Raw genomic sequence first — 21144 nt, 5'->3', positions numbered from 1 at the left:
TTCTTGAGAGAATGTTCCAATGACAAAACCAAAATATACCCCTGAAATCAGAGAAAGAGCGGTTCAATTATTGATTGAATCTGAAAAAGATTATCCTTCTACTTGGGCTGCAATCACAGCTATTGCACCTGAGCAGCATGCTGCGCAAGGGTTGTACTCCTGAAACATTGCGTGTTTGGTATTTAAAGCATATGGATCAACTAAATCCTGCCAAAGTACAACAGATATCTGACCAAGAAAAAATGAAGCAAATGGAACGTGAAATTAAAGAATTAAAACGTGCCAATGAAATTCTACGTAAAGCAGCCGCTTTTTTCGCCCAGGCGGAGCTCGACCGCCCACACAAATAATGGTGGATTTTATCCAGAACAATAAAGATCGATATAGTGTTGAAGCGATTTGTAGAATTTTACCGATTGCAGCTTCGACCTATTATCGGGCTTTAGATCTCGCTGACAATCCAGAACATCGAGCGAAACGTGCTCTGCATGATTTACATCATGCAGAGCAAATCAAACGTATTTGGAAAGAAAGTTTAGGTCGATATGGTGTGCGTAAGGTCTGGCAACAATTGAAACGTGAAGGTTATGTTATCGCACGTTGTACAGTTGCTCGATTGATGCAGAAGCTAGGTATACAAGGTGTTTGGCGTGGTAAGAATAAACAAACCACCCGTAGCCGAGATGATCAAAAACGAGCAGATGACTTAGTAAAACGCAATTTTAATGCAGATCATCCTGACCCTTGCGAAGCAGTGCTTCTCAGGTCGCTGACTTCACGTATATTCAAACTCATTCAGGCTGGGTCTATACCGCCTTTATTATTGATGTGTTCTCGCGAGCAATTGTTGGATGGAAAGTATCAACACGTATGAATACAGATATGGTGCTCGATGCACTGGAGCAAGCATTGCATGATCGAGGCATGCCAAAGAACGTGATTCATCATAGTGACAGAGGCGTGCAATATCTTTCCATTCGTTATACCAATCATTTAGAAGCAGCAAATTTACGAGCATCAGTCGGTACGACCGGTGATTCATACGATAATGCTTTGGCTGAAACGGTGAATGGCTTATACAAAACAGAGGTGATTGAATATTTAAAAGCGGATTGGCAAGGTTTAGCGGATGTACAACTTGCGACACTAAACTGGGTAGATTGGTTCAATAAAGAGCGTGTACACAGTGCACTGGGTTATGTATCACCTTTTGAGTTTGAAGCAATGTACTATGATAAGATTAACCCGTTAGGTCAGGTGGCCTAACTTAAATAAAAAAGTCTCCGACAAACCCGGTACGGTTCAGCAAAGCTGAATGGCTTGGATCCGTATGCCTATTTAAGTGATGTGCTGAAAAGGCTGCCGACGCATAAAGCGACCCAAATAGAAGAATTACTGCCACATCGCTGGAAATCCAACTCAAATTAAAAAATAGGCATGGGGTTCAGCGGACGCTTACGATACTTTTGTATGAAAAACAGCTCAAGCTATTACTGATGGCTTTTTTGTGACCCAAAAAAAATCCACCCGAAGGTGGATCTCTAGGAAGTTCTATTTGTTCGAATATATTTTCAATATTGCGCTTTGATAGAAATACATAGTCTTAATCACGTATTGGCTAAATGAGCCTTTAGCTTCATTTCCTACAGTGCTACCAACTTGTGCAGACTTTACCATTGGAAGAATAAGCAACAAACAGATTGTTCCTATCATAAAAATACGGCTCAACTTTGGACTGTTACTGAAGAAAATCAGTGAGATCAAAGACAAGATATTTAGGATCAGGAAGAAAATCGAGAATGATAGCGCCACCATAGGCATCACAATCGCTTTATAGGCTCTTTTGGCATCAATTTCTTGACCCATGAAGATACGTTCAGCCTTTGGCTCAACTTGCCCTAGTTCAGGAATAAAATGGCGATATGCATCATATGTTTTGAACAATTTATTCGGCATACTTTGAATGAACTCAGCTTTCATTTCAGGCTGGTTAGGCTTGAAAACGACATTCTGTTTTGTAGTGTTGAAGATGTGTGATTTAACCGCTGCGTTATTGAAGAACTGGTCTTGAGTCATTAATGGTGGAATATAAACACCTGGTCCAAAGTTTAGGATCTCTGTATTCCATTTTTCTTGAATCTTTTGGCGTTTAGTTTGAATGATGAAACGGTGACCCCCTTTCTTTTCTTCAGCAAGTACATCATTCATCGCACTTTTGTATTGGTTCGAATACGATTCATAAGTACCAAATATCGTGATGAGTTCTTGATTCATTGGATCAGAAACATACTGTTTGTATAGCTTTGGATCTTCGATCAAGCATTCAGTAAATTTCATGACCGCTTGTTTGTATCCATCTTCAGCAAATGGCTTCGATAATTGAATATATGGGAAGAATGCTTTATCAAGCGCCGTGGTCACACCAAAACTATTCGGCGTTTTCACACATTGAGAAGCAACAGAAAAATAATGGTCACGTAGAATACTTTCTTTACGAGCAACATGATCAGCATCCATTTCTGGATTAATTATAACGTGATGCCCTTCTAATTTAGCTTTGGCACGAACCTTAAATTCCCACCACTTTAACCCGGCATATTCCGTTGCTCTATAGTCATCATAGAACGGAACAATCGTACCACTGGCTTGACTGATCAAAAGCGCTTTGCCCTGTTGTTCTTCACTGGAACTATCAACAATCCAATCAATGACTTGATTCTGAACAAAGAACGAAACCCCAATACAAACCAAGCCCAGTGCAATAAATGCCAAAACGAATTGCCATAGTTTGGTGAATAGTGGCAAAGCGAATTTTAATAGGATTAAACAGAGTCCAATGCCAGTGAAGGTCTTGCCCATTTGCTCGATTTGTTGAATTTCGAGCTTTGATGTCATCGTAGACATTTGATCAAAGATGAGGAGGTTAAAAAACACTTCCAAACATAGGTAGCCAATGGATAATGCAAAAAATAGAAAGATGCAGATTTTTTGCTGCATGGTCGCAGTCTTTAACAGATTTATCATGTGAAATAATTAGAAATTAGTTAAAAAGTAACCCAAATATTGTGTTGCAACTTTGCTTAAAATGTAAGCTAGTACTTTATTATACGAGCCTGTAAATAATTTTGTGTAATTGCTTTTCATAAATTAAAGGTGATCACTTAGGCGGTCACCAAATTCAATAATAAAGCGGCTCATAGCTAAACGCCAGTCGCGAATAGGCATATTCCACTTTTGAGCTTGTCATATCGAGTAGCTATTCCTCTAAATTGCTTTGGCTCTAGACTAGCAGATTTACACTTAATTTTACCTAATGAGGCTCCACAACTCTGTTGCTAACTCATTAGGCTCCCTCATCCAACGCCATTCAGTTTCTTTAAGATGATAATCAAAGTACTCTTTTGATATACCGTTGAACTTTGCTAGCCTTCTTTTACAAAAGCTCCCGCTAGCCAATGATTCACTATTCTTATATAGGTTGAGTGAGTCATCTAGCTATATCAATCCCTATATGTCCTTGAAGGAGACAAGACAAGCATATTGGCGGAGAATTGATGACTCAGCAGGATTTAGAAATCCACCAGAACGAAATATTTTTGGAGCGATTTTTGTCCTCACAAAAAAGATGCGCACTTTAAGTACTCCCAGAAATCGATTGACAACATGATTTTGGAAAAGAGAATTCGCTTAAGATGTAAAAAATATAAGTTTGAACATCTTGAAGGTAATTGGAGTGGCTGTCCTAAATGCGGTGAAAATAGTGCGGTTCCTCAATATTTAGTTTTAGCACCCATTTTTTACCAAGTAAATTTCAATAACTAAAGATTACTACTGTAATCTTTAGTTGCTTCTCTAACTCAAAAAACACATTTTTTTCTATACTTTAAATACCCTATAAAAAACAGAAAAATAGAGCCTAATATCAAATACCGATTCACTAATTTCCCACGAATTTTATCGTAAAAATTAACAATGAATTGATCTATATAAGGCATCATCTGCGTCACGCTTCGTGTCTCAAAATAATGACCGAGTTGAGCATTCAGCCATGTGATAACAGCGATACAAAATATAAAAAAGACACAAGGAAGTATCCAGACCTTTGGATAGCGCTCTAGCACTATCAGTAACGTATAGAACTCCTCTTGTATCCAATTCCACATATATCAACCCTTTATCGCATTACACCCTGTTGCAAACTATATTTCCATGACATTCTAAATGCAGTATCTTTTGAATAATGCTTGTACATATCCATATCGATCTTTCTTTGACGTAACATCACTTCATTCATAATCTTGTCAAAAGCCAAATCTTTGGTATGCGGATCAGGATTATTCAGATACTTGCTTTCAAAATCAGCATGTTCCTTGATCTGTTTTAAGATATTTACAAATTTCACTTTTTGCTCCTCAGGCGTTGCAGCCCAACCACCAAACCAACGTTCATTAAACGTTTTAATGATTTCATCTAATGGGTCTTCTTCAGTTTCACCGCCATGAGCACCACGAGGATTCGAGTTTGTCGGATCTAGAACTGTTTCTTCAGCATCTGGTAATCCTCCCTAAAAATAATTGAGTTTAAAAGTAGAAAATCGAATAACCTTGATTTAAGGAGATTTTCTATGAAAACATCTAAGTATTCAGACAGCTTGATCATGAGTATCTTGAAGCAAGCTGAAGCAGGAACACCCATACCGAACTTGTGCCGCGAACATGGTATGAGCTCTGCTACATTCTACAAGTGGAAGTCCAAATATGGCGGCATGGATCTTTCAATGATGACTCGGCTTAAAGAACTTGAGGCTGAAAATGCCCGTTTAAAACGCATGTATGCTGATGAGCGGCTAAAGTCAGACATCTTGCAAGATGCACTTTTAAAAAAGTTTTAAGGCCTGTTCAGCGAAAGTCACATGCTCAGCAAGCTACTGAGCAATTTAAGATTTCAATCAGCATGGCCTGCTTAATTTTTAAAGTCAGTCAAACGTGTTATCGCTATAAAGCTCGTTTGGATCAGGAGAATAGTCAAATCGCAGATTGGCTGATTAAACTGACCAATGAACATAAGACTTGGGGCTTCAAACTCTGCTTTTTGTATCTGCGTAATATCAAAAACTATCAGTGGAATCATAAACGTGTCTATCGCATTTATAAGGAGCTTGAGCTTAATTTAAGAATCAAGCCTAATAAGCGGATTAAACGAGAACAGCCTGAAACCCTTGCAGTACCGACAGCTAAGAATGAATCATGGTCAATGGACTTTATGTATGATCAACTCAGTGATGGACGTAGTTATCGAGTTCACAACGTGATTGATGACTATAATCGCGAGTCATTGGATATATTGATTGACTTTTCGTTGCCAGCAGAACGTGTGCTGAGAGGACTTGATCAGCTCATTGAATGGCGAGGTAAACCTAAACGCATTAGAACCGACAATGGCCCAGAGTATATAAGTGAGCTGATCGAAAAGTGGTGTGATCAGCATGGTATTGAGCATGTATTTACTCAACCAGGCAATCCACAGCAAAATGCATATGTTGAGCGATTTAATCGTACAGTACGTTATGAGTGTCTAAATCAATATTTATTTCGAGATCTGAGCGAGGTGCAGGACTATACAACTGACTGGCAGTACTTTTATAATCATGAACGACCTCATATGTCAGTAAATGGTTGTCCACCTATTTTTAAACAATAACAAGGGCTTTAGATTTTCTACCCATTAATTCAATTAAAAATGGGGGTATTACCCTTGGATACACGATTTTATTGACCACTTATTAATCAATATTAAGGTTTAGTAACAAAAAATCTTAATTCACAGAAAAACAACCTCAGTACTGCTTATCTTAGCTCTATAGTTTGCAGAAAGTGAATAATACATTATTTATTAAGAATTTTTTAACTAAAGAATAAAACAATACCTTTTTAAAGCATATATATATCAATAATATAATTTAAACATTTCTTCATATCCTTTGAAATAAAACATGCTAAGGAGTATCATTCAACAATAATTATGGGGACAATAAATAAAGATGGTTTATCTAGACTTTGCTGCTTCAACTCCTCTATTACCTTCGGTTCAAACGGAATTATACCGTGCTTTTGAAGAAGAATATTCTAACCCTTCCTCTTCTCACTATATGGGACGTTTGGCTGTAGAAAAAATAGAAATAAGCAGAGAAAAAATTGCTGAGTCTATTGGGGCATACAAAAGCGAAATAGTCTTTACTAGTGGTTCGTCAGAATCAAATAATTTAGCGATTAAGGGTTATGTATTGGCTAATCTCGAAAAAGGGAAACATATCATAACTAGTAGTATTGAACACAAATGTATTCTTTCTATTTGCAAGTTCTTAGAACAAGAACATGGTTATAGTATTTCTTATATTCAGCCTCAAAAAAATGGGATTGTTGATGCTACAGATGTTATATCAGCAATGAGGGAAGATACTGTATTAGTTAGCATCATGCATGTTAATAATGAACTAGGCACGATACAACCTATACAAGAAATAGGTGATGCATGTTTTGAAAAAAATATTAAGTTTCATGTTGATGCGGCTCAATCTTTTAAAAAAATTCCAATTGACGTTGATGAGTTAAATATCGACTTTTTGTCAATTTCAGCTCACAAGATTTATGGTCCAAAAGGTATTGGCGCTTTATACATCAGAGATAAAAGAGAAACTAAGCTACAGCCAATTATTCATGGAGCAGGACAAGAAGACTCTTTAAGAGGTGGTACCTTACCTACACCCCTTATTTTAGGTTTTGGCATCGCAGCTAGTGAAAATAAATTAGAGGAATCCTATTCAGAAATAGCCTCTGTAGCAAATTACCTTAAAAGTAAAATTTTAGGGATTGGAGGAAAATTAAATACTCCTGACACACAGACTATTCCCCATATAGTTAACTTCACTATTCCTAAATTTCAAAGCCACATTTTCATCGCAAACTCAGATATTTTTTGCTCTAGTGGTTCGGCATGTTCTTCTCTAAATATAGAAGTATCACATGTACTTCAAGCAATAGGATTATCAAATGAAGAGGGATTATCTAGTATCCGAGTCAGTTTAGGATTAGATACTAATAAACAGGATATAGATCAGCTCATTATGAATTTGGAAAAATTTATAAATTAATGAAATTTACTCATTTAGGAATTAAACAATAATGGCTCAAGATTTCATCTCATACTTAAACACTTTACACAATTTGACTCCCGCAGGTGCAAATGCTTTAGCTGAATCACAAGTTAATAATTGTTATTTCAATGATATATATTCCGAATTTCCTATCGTATCACATATAGAAAAATTAATTAAAACATCTGAGAATAATGTCATTATTATTACAGGTCATGCTGGAGATGGTAAATCCACCATTGCTTTTGACCTAATTAAAAGATTAGATACCAATTTTGCTAATCATGCTTTTAAACAGCATGAATACACGTCTTCTTATGATCTACATATACTCAAAGATATGAGTGAACTAAGCCTCTCAGATCGAAAAGAATGGCTATCTCAAGCATTTAATAATAAAGGAAATTGGCTAATTGTTAGTAACACAGGTCCTTTATTAACATCTATTACTGAATATCTACACTCTATTGATTCAACTAAAAATATTGAGTCAGAAATATATAACATATTAGATAGAGATATCAGTATTTCAGACAAACTAGAAAGCCTAGAAGACCTAAACATTAATTTAAATATCAGCAATAAAAATCTTTATATCATTAATATTGCAAAATTAGATAATATAGAAGTTGCTTTAAACATTTTTAAAAAAATTATTCAGCATAAGTCCTGGAATTCATTAATAGAGAATTATCCAAACCATCCGATTATCTTAAATTATTGTGCATTAAAATCAAGTTTAAACAAAGTAATTGAAAGCATTCGACTAGTTTATTTATATTTATTAAGTTATGAAAAACGTCTTACTCTAAGACAGATGCTTGCACATTTTTCTGCTGCAATTACGGGTGGATATCAACTTGATGACAATATCAATACCCCTCTTATTTTTAGTGATTTATTTTTTGGAATGATTGCAAATAAGAAATGGGAAAAAGCATCTAAATTAACAGCAATTTCATTATTATCTTCATTAAATTTATCTGGATATCGCAGTCTAGAACTTGAAAAATTAATTACTAATTCTTCAACATTTTCTAATACCTCGCCTAGCATTAAAACATTAGCTGATGCTTGTATTAAAGAAGATATAGAAAGTTATAGACATGGTATCAAAACTACTTTAAGACGTTTAACTTTTATGTATGACTTATATCCAGAAACATATGTTAATGCTAAAGCTCTATTTCTAAATTCTCCTTTTATTATAAAATTCAGTGAATGGAGATTAGACCCAGAAAACTTTACAAAAATTGATGCTAAAAATATAAAAAAAATGAGCTTACAAGCTCTAAATTTATTCTTTAATGGTTTTTCAGAAGAGAAAAACCTGAATATCACCTTAAAAAGATCAGATAACTCTTTTTTCCAAATTGCACAAATTAAAATTTGTAGTTTCCAGGAAAGAGACTTCGAGGTGCGTTATTGTACGAATAAACAGCAACCATATTTAACTTTAAAAGGTAAGTCTAATATTAAGTTAGAACTTAGCCTGCCTCTGCTCGATTATATTCAAAATATTACAAAAGGTGATATTACCGAATCCATATCGCCAATTTATAAAACCCAATTAGAGAGATTTAAATTATTGCTAATTGAGTATTCAGAATCTGAAATAGAGAATGAAGAAAATATTATGTTATTACATACTTTAGCTAATGGAGAAGTAGAAGAGACCACCATTAAATTTGAAAAAAATTTTGAAAATGAAGTAACACTTTCTTTAGAGGACTAATTCATGAATAGTAAAATGCCAAATATTTATTTCCCAAGTATTAATGACTCCAACAAAGAAAGTTCAAAAAAAACTTTGCTTAGTGAAAATATAGCTTTAACTATATTTGGAAATCGCTTTTATTCAGATCAAACTGTTGATGAATATCTGTCTGAATTTTTATTAGTTTTTAATTCTGATAAATCTGTTTCTAAAGATAGCGAACTTTATGGCGCTAACTCATTCTCTATAACTTCTGATACGACTTACTATCACCCTAAAACTCGGTTAGGTCTTAAATTTTTTAGTTTTTTCAGCCAATCTAAGTTAGAGACTCGCCATCCTGTACATCATGAAGAGTTCTTAAATGCTTTAGATCTTATAAAAAGCAAAATGGACTCTTACATCCCTGATGATGAAAAAAATAATTTAGTTCAAACATTACAATCTTTACTCTATGGTTTTATCGGTATAGCAAAAAATAGAACTTGGTGTACATATAACTTTCTACCGATTAGTCCTATGCTTTTAGGACGTGAAGTTACTTGGCGCCATACAACTGAAAACTTTAGTACTTGGGATGATTCCCAGGTAAATTTTCATGTGTCTGATCACCGTTTTATGGCCCGAGGTGGAGAGGTACTCTTTTTACAACTCGGTCATTTATTTTCTGATATTGAAAAACATCAACAAGTCATCGCAAATGTTGTTGCAAATAATCCTATATATGATCATCTTGAATTTGACCTAAGCAAACTGCAACAGAATTTAGATAATCAGTTCATTAAGTTATTAAAAAGTGAAACAAATTCGATTGAAAAAGTTGCTAATTTTATAGATCGTACTTTGAAAGATTATGATATTAATAATGCCCAACGGCCTGCTCATTTAGCTAAAATTCCAACTTGTTATGTGTTTGAAGCATTTTTGTTTGCAAATGAACTATTTACACTACTAAATTCAAATATTAGCAAATTAGAGAAAATCGAATTTTTACAAATACTTTGCATTATGCAGGTATTACGCTCAATCATGGCGAGATCCTGTCAACTTGATACAACTGTACCGAAAATGCCTAATTTTCATGGTAATTATGCATGGATTGCTTGTTCACCAACAGCAACTAGTTCAGACCCTATCAGAAAACATGCTGAAAGTTCCTATCAAAAAAATGAGGAAATCATTTACCGGGTATTACGTGCTGAAGGTAAAAAGAATCAACTAACTGAGCGTGATTATGTGCAAATTGATGCCCATAGTTTGAATGTGTTCAAAAAAATGGCTAAAACAATTGGCTTAGTTATTCCTAATAATGGCGGACATCAACGCTTTGTACTTAATGCTAATCTTACTCGATTGTTTGTCTATACTTTAATTCCTGCCGGACAACGTATTCAAATAAATGAATTTTTAGCTCGTATTCAGGCGCATTATTCAATCTCTTTTTACGCGGACCAGCTCCAAGAAGCTATATGTTGGCAATATGAGAAAGTTAGTGAACCAACTACCGATATTAAACTTACTTGGTTTGAAGAAAGCTTAAGACAGTCTGGTCTTTTGATCGAATTATCAGACTCAATTTCTATTGTAAAAAATCCATAAATTTGGGAACTATCATGATTGCTGTTAATGACTTTTTTCTAAACACTTACCAAGATTATTTATACAATACGATTCAAGATAACTTCGATAAAACCAATGAATTGCGTATAGTTATCCAAAGTTTAATGCCGAATCAAGTATTATCAATTTTCTCTCATATTAAAGAGAACTTATCTCAAGATTCAACATTTAAAAGCTATTTAAAAGTTGCTAAAGGACTAACACTTTACTGGGAAAAACAAACATTAAATGATGTAGATAAACGGGCTGTTGAAAAGTTAAAACAAAATAGTTGGATAGACTATGAGGATCAATTAACTTGGTATCGTAATCGCACATTAAAAGATGAAAATTCTGCCAAACTTTTAATCTTACTTGCAGGATTAGATCACACCACTGATAAAGGTGGATTATCAGATTTCTTCATTTGTGATGATGAAAAAGTTTGGCTATCTCTAAACAATAGTCACCATATATGGCTTTCATCTGCATTTGAGCAATTTGGTATCATGGTATCCAATGCTCAACTTAACCAATTTAATGAACTGTTAAAACAAGTTAATAATTTAATACCCCTTACTTTAAACCAACGTAGTCAATTATTAATTGACTGCTTTTCTGAAATAGATACGAAAAATACTTATAATGAAATACTTATCAATTTTTTTAGAGTATTACCTAAATTAGGTATCCCTTACCTGAATATAGAAAATGACATTAAAGTTTTTGAAAGTAAGCAAGGATTAGCCTATTTAAAAAATGCACATGAATTTATCAGTCATGCACGTTATAAATCAAAATTACGTAAAAAGAATGATTCTCAAAAAATTGCAAAAAATTTAGCTAGTCTTGATTTTCAACTCAAAGATATCTATGACAATACTTATTCAGATTTGAATATATACCTTGAGAATGTTAATCAATTTATTTTTAATGCCGATCCTCGTGCTAAAAAAATATTAAGAGAAACCGATCTTCTTCCACTATTAAAAGCTTTAGGCTTAAAAGATGAAAAACAAAAAAAATCTAAATCTAATATTCCACTATATCGCGGACAAAGTTTAGAAGCCCTACATAAAGGATTGCTCACTTCTCTTCGTGAATATCAATATGACTTTAATATTTATGATATTGAAGAAATAAAAATTTCTGTTGAGCATTTTCAACATGATCTATCAGATGAAGATAGTGAATCACAAGATTTATCCAAAACAGCTTTAGCACAAAAAATATTACATAGCGCATTAGCTGGCATAGAAGAGCAAATAAATACACTAAACATTGGCTTAAATTCTGTGCAAATTAATTTCTTGCCATTATATCAAGATGGTCGTAGCACATTTGAATGCTCATTTAAAACAACCAATCCCGTTGTACTATTTAAAGTAGAATTTATTAATAATGAGAACACTCATAATTACGTATTTAAATGGGCATTTTCTGAATACCAGATCGAGCGTGTGCATGTGGTATTAGCCAAGAAAATTTTGGAAAAACTAACATCTAGTGAATTTATTTTACCTGTTTTTGCTATTCCCTCTCAAGCATTTAAAGCCATTTATTATGCCACAGATGAAAAAGAAGCCTGTCGCCTGTTAAGTTTAGGCCTTAGTGATTTAGTAAGTTATGATGCGTTTGAGAAATTTCCTCTAACATCACACCCTAAAGTTTTAGACTTATGTTATAAAATAAAAGATGAATATATTAAGTTCATTCATACATATTTAAATCATGGTCGCTACTTCGCTCAATCAACATCACATCAATTAATTTCAACTTATACCGAACTTTGTGAAGAAGTTAAAAACATCAATCCATATGATGCGGCTGAAGTTATTGAACGTCTCTACTATGCATTTTTTATAGTAGAAAATCGCGATAGATTTGATTCAAAACAAATCGACCAAGTGCTTCTCACAGGTTTTCATCCTAGTGTTTTTGAACTTATACAGGCTCAAAGTAAATTCGTAGCAGAAGCTATAGAACAAAATTACAAATGTGAAGAACTACCCAAATTTTCTACATTGGATCAGATATTCAGGCTATCAGAAATACAAGCTCCAATTCTTGCTTTAAAACAAAAGCAAGGCATCAGTACGCAGATTAAATCATTTTCATGGTTACACTTCTTAGGTAAGGAGCCTGAAGGTGAACTTAATTTATCAATACAAGCATTATTAAGGGAGGATGATATTGATGAGGATGAAGATGTTAAGGAGATCATAAAGAAAGTCCCTGAACAAGATATTATCAATAACATTCTCAATGATTATGGACTAGTCAATAGCCACGTTCGTAATGGTTTGAGACTTCTTGCAATTAATGTTTCGCATTTGCCATCTTTATTATCAGGCTTACAGCAATATTTAAGTAATACTATTCTTAAAGACCCTAACGCTGATAACCACTATTCTCTTCAAATCACAATTTACACTGTTGGTTTATCACGTCTAAATGCTGTCAACGCTCTTAAAGCATGGCAGGTATATATAATCGATTTATTTACAAAAAAAGATATAAAGATCGATCTTAAAATTAGCCACTTTGTTTCTAGTAAAGATAAAATTAATAGTGACCTCGCACATGAAATAAGCAAACACTTGTACCCATGGAGCAGTTACGATTTAGCTTTCAACTTTAATCTATTAAGCTCTCAAACAGTGGGTCGTACTGAGTCTGCACCTATTTTTGAATTTAATGCATCTGCAAATCGCCTCAATATTTATCCTATTATCTATTATCCAAAACCTATTTATTCTCAATCTGAGCATATCCGCCAACTTTTGTTAAGTAATCGTCGTATTCAAATACAATCAAAACATACCGATTTAACTGCACGTTTAGAAGTCGCAGACCGGAATCAGTCACAACAATATTTCGTACTTTCTGAAACCCGATATGATGAAAAAGCACAAGAGTTAATAAAGATATTGCACAAAATGTCTCAATGGACAGTAAATATTGATCCATTTTTTGATCACCATCTATTAAAACTAAAAGACGCGAGTAACTCACATAAAGTGATCAGTTTTAGTTCCGGTTATGGTGCCTATGGAGAACTCAACGTTACTGTATCAGCGGAAAAACAAGCATATGACATCCTAAGAGGTCAGATTAAACGCCATCTCTCAGCGAATATGCCTTTTTTAAATAGCGCTAATATTCCATATTTAGTTGATAAAATTAATATATTAAATGAAGGTCTTTCAGGTATTGCTTCAGTAAAAGCCATTTTAGGTGATTCTGAAATTATCCGTAACTTATATGGTTATGCATTAGCAATGCAAGCAATTCCTCTGATGACGGATTCCATCATCGAGCAATGGATTCCATTAGATGCGTTTCCTCACTGGTTTAAAGGAGAGGAATACCGCCCAGACCTATTGAAGGTCTCACTTAAGATAAGTGAAGATAATCATCCTATTCTGTATGCAAAAGTTATTGAAGCAAAAGTAGGAGCTGGAGTTGAAGACTTATTAAACAAAGCTGAAGCTCAGATCGAGGCTGGCTTATTACACCTTAAGTCCCTCTTTACACCAATAAAAGAGTCAGAAGCCAATGCTTATGATTCACGCTATTGGTGGGGACAACTCTACCGAGCCATTATCTTACGTTCACAATTAGATCGCTCTAAAATATCACTAAATAACCTTAATATCGCTTTAGAAAAACTTGCGGATGGTGAATTTGATATCCATTGGTCTTCTGAAATTATTATTTGTAATACTGGAACTCGTCATCATAGTGTTGAAACTACAGAATTTTATTTCAGCAATGCTCTACTTCATGGCACAGAAAAGAAATACCTCGTGCATCAATATTCAGCATTAAGTTTTGAAGAAGTTTTATTATCTGGATTAGATGTAGAACTAACAACTGAAGAGGAAGCAAATAAATCTCTAATATCTCCTACTATAAGCGCTAACAATTCTATTGACCAAAACACTGACAATGCTACAAACAATAATGAAGATACTAGTGTACAGAACACTAATACTGGGTATGTTGACGTCAGTACTAATGGGACAAATGGAAGTGGAAATGTAAGCGTAGTAGTAAATGAGAGTACTTCAGATCAAAATGTATTCGCTCAAAATGACAGTAGTAGTGAGCTTGACATAAGTGACGATAGTAACGAGATTACCCACAACGATACCTGCAATGATGATGCTAAAACCTTAAAAACTAAGATTGTGTTTGGCACAACAGGAAAATTAAAAAACCCTGTAGTGTGGCCATTTAATCATTCTCAACTAAATAACCGACATATGTTGATTTTTGGCTCTTCAGGTTCAGGTAAAACTTACGCAATTCAATGTATTCTATCTGAACTAGCAAGTGTCGGGCTATCTTCGTTTATTATTGATTATACAGATGGTTTTCTAACTCAGCACACAGAAACTATATATCGCGACATTTGTAAGCCTAAAGATTATTTTGTACGAGCCAAACCTCTTCCAATTAATCCATTTAAAGCTTTTACTTCAGAATTAGAACCTGGACTTGAACTTGAAGATACTTCCTTCGATATTGCCTTACGAGTAAAAAATATTTTACTTTCAGTTTATAGCGATTTTGGTAGTCAACAAGCTGGTGTCATAGAAACTGTTTTAGATCAGGGATTACAAAATAATCCTCAATATTCTTTAGAGAATTTCTTAGAAGATCTTGAGGCAGATAGTGCTAGAGGCATAGGAATAGCAAATAAGATTCGGAGCTTGGTAAAAATTAATTGTTTTGATACTCAAGCATCAAACAATCTATACGAGGAAAATATCCGTAACGAGTCCCCTGTTCAAGTAATCCAATTAACTAAAATTCCTTTAAGCTTACAGAGAATTTTAACAGAATTTATCTTATGGGATATCTGGGCTTACGTACAAAAACATGGACATAAAAATAAACCGATTACTATTGTCCTTGATGAAATGCAAAACCTAGACCATTCACCAGACTCTCCTATCGATAAAATGCTACGTGAAGGACGTAAATTTGGAATCAGTTTAATTCTTGCAACACAAACGATTAGTAACTTTAATAAAGAGCAAAAAGATCGTTTGTTCCAAGCATCTACTAAGCTATTTTTTAAACCTGCTACAACTGAAATTGATAGTTTCGCGAAACTTCTCAATCAAGTTCAGCCTCAATTTACTGCTATAGAATGGCGTGAACAACTTAATAAATTACAGAAAGGACAGTGCTTCTATATTGGATATGTTGATGATGGTTTTGGCAAGTTACGAGAAACAGCCCTCCTTCTTGATATTACCTCTTTTGAAGCTCGAGATTTCAAAGCATGAATTTAGGATATAACTTCCCTGAAACTTTTAAATTAGAAATTTCATTGTTAGTAAAATTACTGAATGAAATTTCTAAAACTAAAGAATTGATGGGCTCAACACAGGATATTTCTGATCTGACAGGTATTCCTACAGGCGCCAAGAGTGGAAAAGTTGAACCCATTATTGCATACGGTTATAGCTGCGGTTTAATTGATGCCCAAAAACTAGAAGGTCAATGGAAACTTAAATTGTCCCTTTTAGGAAACATCATACTTCAAGAGGATAGAATTCTGAATGAAGGCATCACCCTCTTCATGATGCACCTTATGATGACTAGAGTTGAATCGACGGAATCCCAAGAAGGTATAAATTCTGCTTGGTATGATGTATTTATCGCAAGTAAATATGCACTTTCCGACAAATTTAAAATTGATCAACTCGAACAATTTATTGTAAATAAACGAGGTAAAAAAAGTTATCTACGGAGTTTACTCAACCTCATTGTAGCTAGCTACGACCAAAGTAATTTCGATGCCCCTTTTAATAAAATAGAAGTCTTAGATGTTAATAAATTTGAAAACCAGTATGGAGCAATCAGACTTACGGCTTCCTTAGAATACAAATTTTTTCCAGTTTACAGCGCATTCTTGTTTTTAGAATGGGATCGTTTATTCACAGCGCAATCTCAAATTAGTTTTGATGAATTCCTTACTATAACTCGTTGGAATTTAGTGATGAACTGGTCCAATAAACATTTTTATCGCTTACTTGAATGGATGGCTGAAAAAGGATTCATTCAAGTTGATCGATTAACAGGAAGTGCTTTATTACTTCGTTTAACCAATACAGAAACTGTACTGCAAGATTTTTTTAGTGAGCTAGTTTGATCATGAAATTACAGAATTTAGTCAAATTTAATCAACAAGGATTTTTTGAGGGTGCAGTACAACTTGGATGGTTTCAGAACCGAGTTGATCAAGCAAATATTGCTGCAAGTACCTTTATTTTCCATGGACCACAGTACCATGGCGCTTTGAATGATCAAGAGCAACATACACTAAAAGACACTGCTTCCATTGTTGTTGAACTCATTGAAAGTTTAGCTAAAGCCCAACAAGGTCGTGAAGATAATCCATACTGGCTAGCAACCGCTGGGTATGGTGCAGGTAAATCTCATCTAGCTGTCACTATTGCAACCTTACTATCAAAACCTAAAACCCCTTTAGCTTCTTTCATTTTAGAAAATTTAGCTCGTGTGGATGCACAATTAGGTTTACGTGCACAGCAAAGTATTGCTAATTTAACCAAACCTAGTTTAGTCATTGCACTCGATGGAATGGGAAATTTCCATCTAGGCAATGAATTAAATAGAGTAGTTTTGAGACAGCTTGAAATTCATAAGGTAAATGATCAAGCTATTAGAGATTTATCACCACGTTTTACAATTGCTCAAAAGTTCGTCGAAAAAAACTATCATCTTCAGCTTGATAAATTTAAGAATCTGTTGGGTCAATATGACCAAGCAGTGATACTCAAATCTCTATCAGATCATGATGAAGAAATATATTCTGCAGTCGATCAAATTTTCTTAGATTCAACAGGAAGTGTAATACCAGTAGATGGTCAAGAATCTGCTCAAGATTTATTACAGACACTTTGTAATGAATATTGTGGGGAAAATAAACCATTTGAGAATATTATCATTCTATTCGATGAGTTTGGCCGTTATCTAGAATACGCAGCAGATCGACCAGACTTAGCTGGTGATTCAACACTGCAACAAATTTTCCAAGGTATACAAGATAATTCGGATAAAATTAGATTTCTAGGTTTCATACAATATGAATTAAAAACGTATTTAAAACGTTTTAATGCTAAAAATGCACGACAATTACAACGTTATATCACACGTTTTGACACTGCAAATAAAGTACATTTATCTTCTAACTTAGAAACTATTTTCGCAAATATCATTCAAAAAGATGAAAGTGAACTCTCTACACTGCTCTCTAAATACTCCTCAGATGATATTTTTCATCAAACTTGGCTACGACTGTCTCAATATATTCCTAAATCAAAATTATACCCAGTTTGGAGTAATGAAAAATTATTTAATCAAATCATTGCAAAGGGCTGTTGGCCACTACATCCATTTGCAACTTGGTTATTAACACGCCAAGAAAATACTGTTCAATCACGTTCAGCTCTTACATTTATTAAAGACCTATTACAAAAGAATGCTGAACTTGATGTCTTTAATACTTCTCATTTATTACAAATTTCTGCAGCAGATTTAGTACAAGATTATCTGTTAGATGAAATGCTGGCTGCAGAACGTGATACTGGTTCCAATGTCATTGAAACTTTACAAGCACTGTTGCAAAAATTTCATAGTGCTTTAACTCCTGAAAGTGCAAAAACCTTAACAGCCATTGCTATTCTGCAAAATTTAAAATTAAGACAATTAACGCAATATCAGGCAAATGAATTACTTCAAGAACTAGCTAACTTTGATGAGATAAATTTAAATAACCAAATTAAATTCTTATCTGAAATAGGTGCTGCCGAATGGAATAATGATTTAGGCCGATACGAACTATTAACTGATGGAGCAAGTAGAGCGAGCTTCAATAGTTGGTTGAGAAAAGCGAGTCAACAATTCACCTCACAAGATATTGGTGAACTTTTTATCAGCAAGTCTAATGAAATTGGCTTGAATTCTATTGAATGTGCCTTTGCACAAAATAATAATGTTTCTACTTTAGACTGGTTATTTGAAGCACGAAGTTATCTTTCTCATCAAATCAGTTCTCAGACGCTCGACCTTCTTATAGATGAATGGAAAAACAGTAATTCTTATAAAGATGCTAAAGGTCGTGTAATCTATATATATGTACAAAGTGATCAAGATTTAGAAGAATGTAAAAATACTATTCATGAAATAGTAAGTACATCTTTAACAAAGCATAAAATTAATAAGTTACCTTTCCTTTTCATTTATCTATACGATCATGATGATAAGTTAGGTCAGACTTTAACACGACTAAAATCAATCGAAAGTATGTCGGATGAAGATCGTCATCAATTTATGCGATTCATCCAAGATGAGAAAGATGACATTCTTACCTCTTTAAAGAATATTACTTCTTCTTTATTAAAAAATCGTGAATATTTCTCACCAGCTCTCTCCACATTACCATCTACACGTCTGACAAATATAGTAACCACCATATTTGTGCATTGCTACCCTTCTATAATTCCTTTTGTGTTTGATGGTTTACAAATGAACCATGCAACTGGACCTGCCGACATTACTTCATTGTTTAATATCATGGTAAATCGTCAGTTTTCAGTGGCATGGTTACAAGGACAAAAGACTCCATTACAAAATCGATTTGACACTCTCTTTAAAAAAACCTGGAGTGCTATTAACCTACAGACTGGCAAGTTAATCACTCCTCAAGAACCCAAAGTTAAGGCCTTATTTGACTTTCTGACTACATCATTAACGATCAATCCAAATCTAGATCTTAAGACTTTACATCAGAAGTTTGTTCTTCCTGGATATGGTCTAAATGATTGTTCTTTTGCCTTACTGCTAGGGCTTTATTTATCACAAGATACCCCCCAATATCGAATCATTTATAAAGGTGAACTGAAAAACACCTCAGAATGGGTACAGCTCGTAACCAACAGAAAAACAGGGACTATTCTTAACCTCAATATTTTAGCTGATACTCAGCTACAACAAATGACTATGAGTATCCGTGATGAATGGGTTCATTTATTCAACAATTTGAGTTTAGAAAAAAATCCAAAAAACTTAATTAAGCTCTATCAAGAAGTTGAAACTAAAAAAACAATAGATCCGATTCCACATGATTTAGAGGCTCAATACAATCTTCTTACTAATCAATTAAAAGAAGTTTTTGAACAACATAAACGACAACAAGAGGCTTTTGATAATGTACTGATACAAGTCATCAAAGGCTGTGACAGCACTGATATTCGTGATTACTCAAAATTACTTAATGCTCTTCCCAAACTGGTACGGTTTAATAAGGATATTGAGCAGAAGAAAAGTTTTCTTGAATTACCATCAGCTATTCCTTTAAATGAGTTGACCTTAAAAGGGAAAAGTATCTTGACCTCAAGATTTAATCGTTTCTTCGATGATTTAGTATTGATTTCTTATCAGGATATTACATCCTTCCGGGAACGATCTGAACAACATCAAAGATCATTCAATGCTTTATTAATGCACAATGAAGCAAATAAGATTCAAGATAAGACTAATGCTCTTATCCAGAGAGTTGAAGAGCGCGAACGCTTTAAGTATCTACTACAAGATATTGAAAGCTATATCAATACATCACCTAATAAAACTCTGAAGAAAAAAGATCTTCAAATTTTAATCCATGAAGGTGATCGTCTTTTAAAAGATATGGAGAGTAAGCCTAAGATCTTTGATTCGGCACAAACTTTAATTGAGAAACAAAACCGTATTAAGGCTGTACAAAATGAATTACGACACATCGTTATGGATTACAGTCAACAATTCTCAAATCTTTATGCAGAATTTAATAGTTTAGATGATCTAAAAAACCGTATTTTAAATGCTGAACAGCTTTTAGCTTTCTTTGTATCAACTGATGAATACCAAGAGATTCTTAAAATTCAAAAACAATTAAGTTTTGCATTAGAACGAATCAGACTTTGGATCACTGATGGCTTGTCTAGTGAGACATTATTAGATTTATTAAATCAAATCATACTGAAAGATAACGATGTAATAAATGCATTTTTAAGTGAACAACAGATCGAGGCTGAATGGGAATTTATTGATGAGATATTCGAGCCAATCCGTGATGAGTTTGTTTTAAAAGCTCGTAATCATGCAGAAATTTGGATCCAACAAACTCAGAATGAGCTATCAATTGCAGATCAAAACCTTTCTATTTTAAAGCCTTTGATCAATAAGTTTGATAAACTTCCAACAATCTTTGACAACGATCAATTACTTAAAGTTGAAGCATTAAGGACATCTGTCCTATCACAATATCGTGATTGTCATACTGCTTTATTTGAAACCTGGTTTAGTGCTTTACAGAAATCTTTTAAAGCTAGTAATAACGATCAATCAGACTTATTATCAATCCGTACAAAATTGAAAAATATTCCTCAACAAATTTTACCTTTGTTTAAGGAAGAAGAAGACCAAATTTTAGAACTTCAAAAAGAAATTGCATATACCTTAGATATGATTTCTTTAGAAGATCTTGTGGAGCGTATTAATAATTTGAAGCCAGAATTTAAAGCTAAATTATTAGCGCTAATCGAAAGATAATCATATGCAAGTACTGAGCATCTGCTCAGTACTTGCATAGTTTTAA

General features: G+C 33.9%; 9 protein-coding genes, 3 pseudogenes and 1 other annotated feature. Of the genes and pseudogenes, 9 read left to right on the top strand and 3 right to left on the bottom strand.

Annotation, left to right across the window (positions count from 1 at the left end):
* The first annotated feature begins 19 nt into the window (after positions 1-19).
* Positions 20-1266 (top strand): annotated as a pseudogene (locus FTT89_RS02250) (IS3 family transposase).
* Positions 308-425: a sequence feature (AL1L pseudoknot), on the top strand. It overlaps the preceding pseudogene by 118 nt.
* A gap of 36 nt (positions 1267-1302) precedes the next feature.
* Positions 1303-1428 (top strand): annotated as a pseudogene (locus FTT89_RS02245) (transposase domain-containing protein); the annotation flags it as partial.
* A gap of 123 nt (positions 1429-1551) precedes the next feature.
* Here the strand turns inward: FTT89_RS02245 and FTT89_RS02240 are convergent.
* The 3 genes and pseudogenes from FTT89_RS02240 to FTT89_RS14500 all read right to left on the bottom strand — a co-directional run bounded on the left by FTT89_RS02240 (position 1552) and on the right by FTT89_RS14500 (position 4402).
* Complete coding sequence (locus FTT89_RS02240) at positions 1552-2997, bottom strand: hypothetical protein (protein WP_131261649.1); 1446 nt, start codon at positions 2995-2997, stop codon at positions 1552-1554.
* Positions 2998-3306: 309 nt separating this feature from the next.
* Positions 3307-3444 (bottom strand): annotated as a pseudogene (locus FTT89_RS02235) (IS1595 family transposase); the annotation flags it as partial.
* Between the two features lie 730 nt (positions 3445-4174).
* Entirely contained in the window at positions 4175-4402 is a 228-nt protein-coding gene (locus FTT89_RS14500; protein ID WP_257229673.1) for a hypothetical protein, read from the bottom strand.
* 222 nt (positions 4403-4624) lie between these two features.
* On the opposite strand from FTT89_RS14500, the gene FTT89_RS02225 reads away from it, so the two are divergent.
* The 7 genes from FTT89_RS02225 to FTT89_RS02195 all read left to right on the top strand — a co-directional run bounded on the left by FTT89_RS02225 (position 4625) and on the right by FTT89_RS02195 (position 21098).
* Positions 4625-5700, top strand: a protein-coding gene (locus FTT89_RS02225; RefSeq protein WP_180172654.1) for an IS3 family transposase whose coding sequence is annotated in 2 segments (ribosomal slippage) — positions 4625-4877 and positions 4877-5700 — 1077 coding nt in all. Because the reading frame shifts where the segments join, the coding sequence is not laid out codon by codon here.
* 340 nt (positions 5701-6040) lie between these two features.
* On the top strand, positions 6041-7150 hold the full coding sequence (locus tag FTT89_RS02220; RefSeq protein ID WP_180172653.1) for a cysteine desulfurase family protein: 1110 nt from the start codon (positions 6041-6043) through the stop codon (positions 7148-7150).
* A gap of 31 nt (positions 7151-7181) precedes the next feature.
* A complete protein-coding gene (locus tag FTT89_RS02215) occupies positions 7182-8888 on the top strand; it encodes a hypothetical protein (RefSeq protein WP_180172652.1) in 1707 nt (568 codons plus the stop codon).
* A 3-nt stretch (positions 8889-8891) separates the two neighbouring features.
* The gene (locus FTT89_RS02210; protein WP_180172651.1) at positions 8892-10469 is read left to right on the top strand and encodes a hypothetical protein; all 1578 of its coding nucleotides are present in this window, start codon (positions 8892-8894) and stop codon (positions 10467-10469) included.
* A 14-nt stretch (positions 10470-10483) separates the two neighbouring features.
* Positions 10484-15769: an ATP-binding protein gene (locus FTT89_RS02205; RefSeq protein ID WP_180172650.1), complete on the top strand. Its 5286-nt coding sequence runs from the start codon at positions 10484-10486 to the stop codon at positions 15767-15769.
* A complete protein-coding gene (locus FTT89_RS02200) occupies positions 15766-16638 on the top strand; it encodes a hypothetical protein (RefSeq protein WP_180172649.1) in 873 nt (290 codons plus the stop codon). Before FTT89_RS02205 ends, FTT89_RS02200 begins: the two co-directional genes overlap by 4 nt.
* Before the next feature lie 2 nt (positions 16639-16640).
* The gene (locus FTT89_RS02195; protein WP_180172648.1) at positions 16641-21098 is read left to right on the top strand and encodes a hypothetical protein; all 4458 of its coding nucleotides are present in this window, start codon (positions 16641-16643) and stop codon (positions 21096-21098) included.
* Positions 21099-21144: the final 46 nt, after the last annotated feature.

Origin of the sequence: Acinetobacter sp. YH01025 (assembly GCF_013420185.1) — a bacterium.
In the GTDB taxonomy this organism is placed as follows: Bacteria; Pseudomonadota; Gammaproteobacteria; order Pseudomonadales; family Moraxellaceae; genus Acinetobacter; species Acinetobacter indicus.
The sequence above is the reverse complement of the archived record's forward strand: the minus strand, read 5'-3'. Positions and strand labels throughout refer to the sequence as shown.

What these genes read in the sequence shown, in the direction of transcription:
- FTT89_RS02200 (WP_180172649.1), top strand. Translation starts at nt 15,766, where the DNA reads ATGAATTTAGGATATAACTTCCCTGAAACTTTTAAATTAGAAATTTCA.
- FTT89_RS02240 (WP_131261649.1), bottom strand. Translation starts at nt 2,997, where the DNA reads ATGCAGCAAAAAATCTGCATCTTTCTATTTTTTGCATTATCCATTGGC.
- FTT89_RS02215 (WP_180172652.1), top strand. Translation starts at nt 7,182, where the DNA reads ATGGCTCAAGATTTCATCTCATACTTAAACACTTTACACAATTTGACT.
- FTT89_RS02205 (WP_180172650.1), top strand. Translation starts at nt 10,484, where the DNA reads ATGATTGCTGTTAATGACTTTTTTCTAAACACTTACCAAGATTATTTA.
- FTT89_RS02195 (WP_180172648.1), top strand. Translation starts at nt 16,641, where the DNA reads ATGAAATTACAGAATTTAGTCAAATTTAATCAACAAGGATTTTTTGAG.
- FTT89_RS02220 (WP_180172653.1), top strand. Translation starts at nt 6,041, where the DNA reads ATGGTTTATCTAGACTTTGCTGCTTCAACTCCTCTATTACCTTCGGTT.
- FTT89_RS02210 (WP_180172651.1), top strand. Translation starts at nt 8,892, where the DNA reads ATGAATAGTAAAATGCCAAATATTTATTTCCCAAGTATTAATGACTCC.